Origin of the sequence: Pseudomonas sp. QLc11A (genome assembly GCF_052112305.1) — a bacterium.
In the GTDB taxonomy this organism is placed as follows: Bacteria; Pseudomonadota; Gammaproteobacteria; order Pseudomonadales; family Pseudomonadaceae; genus Aquipseudomonas; species Aquipseudomonas laurylsulfatiphila.
The window spans coordinates 1-8,958 of record NZ_JAVAJJ010000036.1 but is presented as its reverse complement, the minus strand read 5'-3'; the positions used below and the strand labels follow the sequence as shown (position 1 = coordinate 8,958).

Below are 8,958 nucleotides of genomic sequence, written 5' to 3'. Positions count from 1 at the left end.
CCGCTTTCGCGGGCAAGCCCGCTCCCACAGTAGATTCGGTAGTCCACAAATACTGCGTACACCCACTAACCCTGTAGGAGCGAGCTCGCTCGCGAAGAGGCCGGCACAGCCAACATCATCGGTGGCTGAACTACCGCTTTCGCGGGCAAGCCCGCTCCCACAGTAGATTCGGTAGTCCACAAATACTGCGTACACCCACTAACCCTGTAGGAGCGAGCTTGCTCGCGATGGTCTCAAGAACACCGCGCTTAGCCAGCAAGCACGCGTTTTCGTTAACGTCCATCGCGAGCAAGCTCGCTCCTACAAAAGCAACAACGGGTTTGTCAGTTGTTTTTCGCGAGCCGGGTGTCGCCGCTGTCCCATCCGCCGCCCAGGGATTTGTAGATCGCCACAATGGCCCGGTACTGGTCGGTTTCACCCAGTGCCTGGGCATCCTCGGCGTTCAGGCGCTCGCGTTGTGCGTCGAGCAACACCAGGTAGTCCACCACCCCTTCCTTGTATTGGGTCGCCGCCAGGTCGGCCGCGGCACGGCTCGACTCGCTTTGCCGGATCAGCGACAGCAGGCGTTGCTGGCGCTTGCCGTAGTCGCTGAAGGCGTTTTCCGACTCTTCCAGGGCGAGCAGCACCTGTTGCTCATAGGTCGCCAATGCACCCTCGGCCTCGGCGTTTGCGCCACGAATGCGCGCCCGCACACTGCCCAGGTCAAACGCGGCCCAGGTGATGCTCGGGCCCAGGCTCCAGGCGCGGGCGGCGCTGGAACCGATCTGCGAACCGCGCCCCGCGATGAACCCGAGGAAGCCGCTCAGGCTCACCCGTGGAAACAGGTCGGCGGTGGCCACGCCGACATCCGCCGTTGAAGCCGCCAGGCGGCGCTCTGCCGCGCGCACATCCGGGCGCCGCTGCAACAGCTCGCCGGGGTCGCCAACCGGCAACGCCTTGGCGATGGCCGGCAAGTCCTTCGGACTCAAGTCGATGCCCAGCGTGTCCGGGCGTTCACCCAGCAGCGTGGCGATGCGGTTTTTGTGGTGCACCTGCTCCGCCTGCAGTTGCGGCACGCTCGCCTCGACAGCCGCCAGGCGGGCATCGGCACGCACCACGTCGAGCTCATTGCCCACGCCCGCGTCACGCAGGCTCACCGTGACGCTGCGCGATTCGCTCTGGTTCTTCAGGTTGGCCAGGGCGATTTTTTCCCGCAGTTGCGCACCCCGCAGCTGACCATAGGCATCCACCAACTCGGCGATCATGCTCACCCGCAGTTGGTACAGCTCCGCCGCCGTGGCGTCTTCCCGGGCATCGCTGGATTCCAGTTCGCGCTGGATGCGCCCGAACAGGTCGATCTCCCAGGCCATGTCCAGGCCCAGGTCGTAGCGATCGGTGTTGACCCGCTGCTCGGTCAGACCCGGCACCTGCGACTTGCCTTGCTGGCTGCTGACCCGGCTGGTGACCACCGGCAGGTTGTCGTTGCTGATGTCATCGCGAATGGCCCGTGCGGCTTTCCAGCGGGCGAAGGCCACGCGCAGATCGCGGTTGCCGTTAAGCGCTTTACCAACCAGCTGATTCAACGTGGGGTCATCGAATTGCTGCCACCACACCGTTTCGAAACGCGTTTGATCGTAGTTGGCCCCTTTGGCCGAGGCGACATGGGCCGGCGCCGTGTCCGGGGTCTTGTAATCCGGCCCGACGGTGCAGGCGGCCAACGCGGTGACCAGCAAACTCGGTAAAAACAGCTTGAAAGCCTTCATCAGTGTGCCTCCGGATCAATGGCCTTGAGCGATTGAGCGCGGGCCGCCTGGCGCGCGGCTTTACGTTCGATGTAGCGACGGATAAGGACGTAGAACACCGGTGTCAGCAACAGACCGAAGAAGGTCACCCCGAGCATCCCGGAGAACACGGCAACCCCCATGGCCCGACGCATCTCGGAGCCGGCGCCGGTGGACGTCACCAGCGGGATGACGCCCATGATGAATGCGAACGACGTCATCAGGATCGGGCGCAGACGCTGGCGGCAGGCTTCGAGAACAGCGTCCAGCGGCGACAGGCCCTGGTCCTGTTTGTCCTTGGCGAACTCGACGATCAGGATCGCGTTCTTGCACGCCAGCCCCACCAGCACGATCAAGCCGATCTGGGTGAAGATGTTGTTGTCGCCCTTGGAGATGATCACCCCGGCAATCGCCGACAGCAGGGTCATCGGCACGATCAGGATCACCGCCAGCGGCAGGCTCCAGCTTTCATACAGGGCCGCCAACACCAGGAACGCCAGCAGGACGCAGAGCGGGAACACCAGCAACGCGGTGTTGCCGGAGAGGATCTGCTGGTAGGTCAGGTCGGTCCACTCGTAGGTCATGCCGTTGGGCAGCTCTTGCTTCAACAGCTTTTCAATCGCCGCCTGCGCCTGGCCGGAACTGTAGCCCGGGGCCGCGCTGCCGTTGATTTCTGCGGTGACGAAACCGTTGTAGTGCGAGACCCGGTCGGGCCCCGACGTCGGGCTGACCTTGACGAAGGTGGCCAGTGGAATCATCTCTCCACGGTCGTTGCGCACCTTCAACTGACCGATCTGCTCCGGCTCCTGGCGGAACTGTTGCTCAGCCTGGACGTTGACCTGATAGGTACGGCCAAAACGGTTGAAGTCGTTGGCGTACAGCGAACCCAGGTACACCTGCAGCGTGTCGAAAATGTCGTTGATCGCCACGCCGTGGGTCTTGGCTTTTTCGCGATCAATGGCGGCCTCAACCTGGGGCACATTCACCGTGTAGCTGGTGAACAGGTTGGCCAGTTCCGGCACGCTGCGGCTCTTGCCGATGATGTTCATGGTCTCCTTGTACAGCTCGTCGTACCCCAGGTTGCCGCGGTCTTCGATCTGCAGGCGGAAGCCACCAATGGTGCCCAGGCCTTGAACGGGCGGCGGCGGGAACACCGCAATGTAGGCGTCTTGAATGCCACCGAACTTGGCGTTCAGCGAAGCGGAAATCGCCCCGGCGGACAGGCTCGGACTTTTGCGTTCATCGAAAGCGCTCAAGCCGATGAAGGCAATACCGGCGTTCGGGCTGTTGGTGAAACCGTTGATCGACAAGCCCGGGAAGGCCACGGCGCTGTCGAAGCCCGGTTCGTTCATGGCGATGGTGCTCATGCGGCGGATCACCGACTCGGTGCGATCCAGGCTGGCCGCATCCGGCAATTGCGCGAAGGTCACCAGGTACTTCTTGTCCTGGGTCGGCACGAACCCGGTCGGCGTGGTGCTGAAGCCCATGTAGGTCAAGGCGATCAGACCGGCATAGACCAGCAACGCCACGCTGCTGCCACGGATGACCTTGGACACGGTCCCGACATACCCGTTGCCGGCCCTTTCGAACAGCCGGTTGAAGGGCTTGAACAGCCAGCCACCGAACAGGCGATCCAGAATCCTCGAAAAGCGGTCCTTGGGTGCACTGTGGGACTTGAGCAAAACCGCCGCCAATGCCGGCGACAAGGTCAGCGAGTTGAACGCAGAGATCACCGTGGAGATCGCGATCGTCAGGGCGAACTGTTTGTAGAACTGCCCCGTCAGGCCGGAAATGAACGCCGCCGGGACGAACACCGCGCACAACACCAACGCTGTAGCGATGATCGGGCCGGTCACCTCGCCCATGGCTTTTTGCGTCGCTTCGACCGGATCGAGCCCTGTCTCGATATTGCGCTCGACGTTCTCCACCACGACGATCGCATCGTCGACCACGATGCCGATGGCCAATACCAGGCCGAACAGCGACAAGGCATTAAGGGAAAAACCGAACAGGTGCATCACGGCAAAGGTACCGATCAGCGACACCGGTACGGCGACCAGTGGAATGATCGAGGCGCGCCAGGTTTGCAGGAACAGGATCACCACCAGCACCACCAGGATCAACGCTTCGAACAGCGTATGGACCACCGCCTCGATCGAGCTGCGCACGAAGATGGTCGGGTCGTAGACGATCTCGTAGTCCATGCCTTCCGGGAAGCTCTTCTTCAGCTCGGCCATCTTCGCCCGCACCTGATCGGAAACGTCGATGGCATTGGAACCCGGGCGCTGGAAGATCGGCATCGCCACCGCTTCCTGGTTGTTGAGCAAGGCGCGCAAGGCGTACTGGTTGGAGCCCAGTTCAATCCGGGCTATGTCCTTGAGGCGGGTGATTTCGCCGTCCGCACCACTGCGGACGATCACGTTCTCGAACTCTTCTTCGGTGACCAGGCGGCCCTGGGAGTTGATCGACATCTGGAAGCTGGTGGCGTTGGGTGCAGGCGGTGAACCCAGTTGGCCGGCCGCCACTTGGCGGTTCTGTTCACGCACCGCATTGACCACGTCGGTGGCGGTCAGGTTGCGTGACGCGGTCTTGTTCGGATCGAGCCAGATACGCAGCGAGTAGTCGCCGATACCGAACATCTTCACGTCACCGATTCCGTTCAGGCGTGACAGCTCATCCTTGACGTTGAGGATCGCGTAGTTGGACAGGTACAGCATGTCGTAGCGCTTGTCCGGCGAGGTCAGGTGCACCACCATCGTCAGCTCGGGCGATGCCTTGTCCACGGTGATACCGATGCGCGTCACTTCTTCCGGCAGTTTCGGCTCGGTGCGGGTCACGCGGTTCTGCACCTGTACCTGGGCGTTGTCCAGATCGGTGCCCAGGGCGAAGGTCACGGTGAGCGTGAGTCGACCATCCGCCGTCGACTGCGAGGACATGTACAGCATGTTCTCGACGCCGGTGATGGCTTGCTCCAGGGGCGCGGCCACGGTTTCACCGATGACCTTGGGGTTGGCCCCCGGATAGTTGGCGTGAACGACGACAGTGGGTGGCACCACTTCCGGGTACTCGCTGATCGGCAACTGGAACAGCGCGATGGCGCCGGCAATCAGGATCAGCAGCGAGAGCACGGCGGCAAAGATCGGCCGCGTGATAAAGAACCGGGAGAACTTCATGGCTGTGTTCCTTTATCCGCGAGGCGAAACGGCGGCATCGGTTTTCACCAGCGCCGGTGACGGAGCGACGGGCTGATTACCCGCCTCGACGGCCTGCCGCTGACGGGCCAGGTTGGCGACGGTTTGCGCATCGGCCATCGGCGCGTCCTGAGGCGCGACCACCGCGCCGGGACGGACCCGTTGCAGGCCGTTGATGACGATCCGGTCGTCTTTTTGCAAACCGCTGCGCACGATGCGCAAGCCTTCGAGCTTCGGCCCCAGATCGACGCTGCGGTACACGGCCTTGTTGTCCTGGTCGATCACCAGCACGAACCGCTTGCCGAGGTCAGTGCCCACGGCCTCGTCCTTGATCAGCAGGCCGGCATAGGCCGCGCTGCCCACCAGTTTCAATCGGGCATACAGGCCCGGGGTGTATTGACCGTCGGCGTTGTCGAACACCGCGCGGCCACGGATGGTGCCGGTCTTGGGATTGACCTGGTTGTCGACGAAGTTCATCTGCCCCAGGTGGCTATTGCCCTCCTCGTTCGACAAGCCCATGTACACCGGCGTGGACTGACTGCGCCGGCCTTCACGGGAGAGCTGGCCGTACTTGAGGAACAGGCGTTCGTCGGCGTCGAAATAGGCGTAGACCTTGTCGGTGGAGACCACGCTGGTCAGCGCCGAAGTGTCGGCGGTGACGATGTTGCCGGCGGTGATTTCGGCACGGCTGACCCGGCCGCTGATCGGCGCGGTGACGCGGGTGAAGCTCAGGTTCAGGCGCGCCAGGTCCAGCTGCGCCTGAACCGAATCGACACCGGCCTTGGCTTCCTGGGCCGTGGTGCTGCGCGTGTCGGCCAGTTCCGCAGAAATGGCATTGCTGCTCAGCAGGCGCTGGCCGCGTTGCGCTTCGTTGGCGGTTCGAACCAGCGTGGCGCGAGCTTGTTGCAACTGCGCTTCGAGGCGGTGCACTTCGTGCTCGAACGGACGTGGATCGATCTGGAACAGCAGATCCCCTTTCTTGACCGACTCGCCATCGGTGAAGGCGACACGATCGATCTGCCCCGATACCCGCGGACGAACCACGACGGTTTCCGGCGCTTCCAGACGGGCGGTGACTTCGTCCCATTCGGTAATGGGTTGCTCAAGCACTTTGGCGACGGTGACAGAAGGCGCACCCGGCGCCTTGGCGGCATCGGGTGCGTGACCGCAGGCCGTGATGGCCGCCAGGGTCAGGGCAGCAAGGGGATAACGCAAAGGTTTGAGTGACTGTTCCATGGGGGTGTCCGCCAGACGGTTTAAGGGTTGGAGAATTCTCGGCCGCACAAGGGGCTGCGACGAATCGAATGGAGTGAACTTGGGTATCACCATTAATGATGACCATCATGTATAAGCACAAAAAAAAGGTTTTTCACGCAATACCTGTAGGAGCCAGCTTGCTGGCGATGGACTCCAGTGCGCCGCGTTCATCCAGTTAACCCGCGTTATCGTTAACGACCATCGCAGGCAAGCCAGCTCCCACAAGGGGCCCTGCCCACGCTGAAACTGTAGGAGCCAGCCTGCTGGCGATGGACTCCAGTGCGCCGCGTTCATCCAGTTCACCCGCGTTATCGTTGACGACCATCGCTGGCAAGCCAGCTCCCACAATGGACCGCGCCCGCGTCGTTTTTCACGCAATACCTGTAGATACTCTGTTCCCGGTTTCAGCAGGTTTTTTCATTGCAAGCCGTCAGACTGACGACGGAACAAATGGAGTCCAGTGCCGGCCCGAGCGTTTGCGCCACCTGCAAGGCTCGGGTGGTCGGTTCCATTTTGTGGCCAATGCGTTTAAACAGAGGGTCGTTGAACAGCGTGCGCAGACGAGCCAATGCGCCGCTGACCGCCGGCTGGCCCAGGGACAGTCTTTGTGCGGCCCGAGTGACGTTGCGCTCCTGAATGAGCGCCTCGAAAACCACCAGCAGATTGAGGTCGATATTGCGCAGATCATTACGTTTCATGGGTCAGCACCCTGTGAGGTGTTTTTCCTGCAAGGCCATTGCCGCGAATTTATATTACAGTCATCATTAATACCAGCCCTTCAGCAAAAATTTGCCATGGCGCCCATCGCAAGACAGGACTCCACTCATGAAAGTGACGAAAGACAAGGCAGCCGCCAACAAGGAAGCGATCCTCGGCGCGGCCTCGAGGTTGTACCGGGAAAAAGGCATCGACGGCATCGGGATCGGCGAACTGTCCCGCTCGGTGGGCCTGACCCACGGCGGCTTTTACGGACAGTTCCCAGGTGGCAAGGAGCAGTTGGCATCGGAGGCCGTGAGCCGTACGTTCGAAACCAACATTGACGACTGGCGAGCGGCCAAATCCATCCCCGAACTGCTCAAGAGGTACTTGAGCCAAAGCCACATGACCAACTGGACCGAAGGCTGCCCGATCCCTGCCCTGGCGGCCGATGTCGCGCGCAACGGCGGGGCCGTCAGCCACTCGTTCACCCAAGGCGTGCAGTCCCTGATCGAAACGCTGATGCCATTGGTCGACGGCGAAACCGATGATGAAAAGCACCAGGAAGCCTTGCGCATCCTGTCATCGATTACCGGGGCGATACTGATCGCCAGAGCCCTGGACAACCCGCGATTGTCGCAGCAGTTCCTGCAATCGGTGATCGATGCCTGGTCTGTCGGTGTTGAACAACAGTAGAAGGGCTTGCCGCGACCGGGTCCCAGCAGGTCGCGGCAAGTTCAGGCCCTTTGATTACGCCAGATCGAAGCGATCCAGGTTCATCATCTTGAAGGGCAACCCTGAGGGCCGCGCAGGCTGCGGCTTTCAGGCCCTCAAAAATCCCTCTTTGGGGTTTGTATGGCTCAGTTTGGCTATGCAATGACAACATTATGCCAGCCTGAAATGCCCTCCCCCGGCGCCCTGCCGACCAAACATCCCCCCCTTGACTGCTACGCTTTCCTCTTTAGCTGAGGAATCTCAATGCCGAACTCTGACCTGCTTCCTTCCCTGCTCTTCAAAATCAACGAAAATCAACTCGCCCTCGAAGCCGCCATCCTGGAGCTTTCCAACTGGGTCGAAGCCCGCGTCTCTGCCGATGTCGCCGACAACGTACGCGGCGCCCTGGAAGCCATCGACAAGAATGAAGAGTTCATCAAGATGACACTCGCGGTGATGATGGCGCCGGAGTGACGGCTATCGGCTGTGGATTCAACCGGTCGATGGACAGACCTATAGTAAATAGGTAGCGTCAACCTGCGTACCCAGTTACGCGCCCTGTTCCGCAAGACCGACACCACCCGCCAGGCGGAGCTGGTCAATCTGTTCGCCCGCCTGCGCAGCTGAGCCCCACTCGTACTCAAGCTGCTGCCGGCACAGTGCCGAATCCGGGTGACCGGCCTGCCCGGCTGACGCTCCTGGCGACAAACCAAGCCTGGGTTCGAGAACCCAAGCTCGGACTGCGCGTCTAGCCAAAGAGCTGCAGGTCGCTCGCCGCCAGACTCGCCACCCCGGTCAGCGTCACCACCGCCGCCGCGTTACCATTGGCGGCGCCGTCGGCGTCGTAGTAGAGCGTCTGGTTGCTCTGGTTGAACACCAGATTCGCTCCCGCCTGTTCGGTCTGGTTGTCGGTGACATTGGCCAGCACGCCGGGGTCGGTCAGCGCTTGGCCCTGCAGGTTGAAGACGGCGTTGCTTAGTGCGAGATGATCCTGGCCGGCGGTGAAGTCGGTCACGGAGTCGATATTGTTGCCGCCGGGCGCGGTGGAGAAGCGGAAGATGTCATCGCCCAAGCCTCCGGTTAGCGAGTCGTTGCCGCCGCGCCCGTCGATGTCGTCATTACCAGCCAGACCGTTCAGCGAGTCGTTGCCGTTGAGTCCGACGATTACATCGTCGCCGGCGGTGGAGTTGAAGCCGGGCAGGCTGCTGCGGGTCCATACGCTACCGTCGGCGAAGCGGAACTCCTGCACGCCGTACTCCCCATTCGGATCAGCGGAATAAAGCTGGGTTCCCACCGTGACCGTGCGGCCGTTGGCGAAGGTGACGATCAGATCGTAGTAA

The 8,958-nt window shown here is 61.8% G+C and carries 8 protein-coding genes; 2 read left to right on the top strand and 6 right to left on the bottom strand.

Annotated features, from left to right (window positions below; all coding sequences use genetic code 11):
* Positions 1 to 323 precede the first annotated feature (323 nt).
* The 5 genes from Q8X48_RS29700 to Q8X48_RS29680 form a co-directional block, all read right to left on the bottom strand.
* Positions 324 to 1,742, bottom strand: a complete 1,419-nt coding sequence (locus Q8X48_RS29700; RefSeq protein WP_095967555.1) for an efflux transporter outer membrane subunit — start codon at positions 1,740 to 1,742, stop codon at positions 324 to 326.
* Positions 1,742 to 4,933 (bottom strand): efflux RND transporter permease subunit, encoded by a 3,192-nt coding sequence (locus tag Q8X48_RS29695; RefSeq protein WP_407802650.1) that lies wholly within the window; start codon positions 4,931 to 4,933, stop codon positions 1,742 to 1,744. The genes Q8X48_RS29700 and Q8X48_RS29695 overlap by 1 nt, the downstream gene beginning before the upstream one ends.
* 12 nt (positions 4,934 to 4,945) lie before the next feature.
* A complete protein-coding gene (gene mexE / locus Q8X48_RS29690; protein WP_407802649.1) occupies positions 4,946 to 6,187 on the bottom strand; it encodes a multidrug efflux RND transporter periplasmic adaptor subunit MexE in 1,242 nt (413 codons plus the stop codon).
* Positions 6,188 to 6,383: 196 nt separating this feature from the next.
* Complete coding sequence (locus tag Q8X48_RS29685) at positions 6,384 to 6,533, bottom strand: hypothetical protein (protein ID WP_407802805.1); 150 nt, start codon at positions 6,531 to 6,533, stop codon at positions 6,384 to 6,386.
* A gap of 79 nt (positions 6,534 to 6,612) precedes the next feature.
* Entirely contained in the window at positions 6,613 to 6,906 is a 294-nt protein-coding gene (locus Q8X48_RS29680; protein ID WP_095967552.1) for a LysR family transcriptional regulator, read from the bottom strand.
* A gap of 127 nt (positions 6,907 to 7,033) precedes the next feature.
* Here Q8X48_RS29680 and Q8X48_RS29675 point away from each other — a divergent pair, with 127 nt between their 5' ends.
* On the top strand, positions 7,034 to 7,600 hold the full coding sequence (locus Q8X48_RS29675) for a TetR/AcrR family transcriptional regulator (protein WP_407802648.1): 567 nt from the start codon (positions 7,034 to 7,036) through the stop codon (positions 7,598 to 7,600).
* A gap of 282 nt (positions 7,601 to 7,882) precedes the next feature.
* Positions 7,883 to 8,092 carry a hypothetical protein gene (locus tag Q8X48_RS29670; RefSeq protein WP_102675208.1) on the top strand — a complete coding sequence of 70 codons (210 nt, stop codon included), beginning with the start codon at positions 7,883 to 7,885 and terminating at the stop codon, positions 8,090 to 8,092.
* Between the two features lie 274 nt (positions 8,093 to 8,366).
* Here the strand turns inward: Q8X48_RS29670 and Q8X48_RS29665 are convergent.
* The coding region (locus Q8X48_RS29665) for a calcium-binding protein (protein ID WP_407802647.1) at positions 8,367 to 8,958 on the bottom strand (592 nt) is incomplete at its 5' end.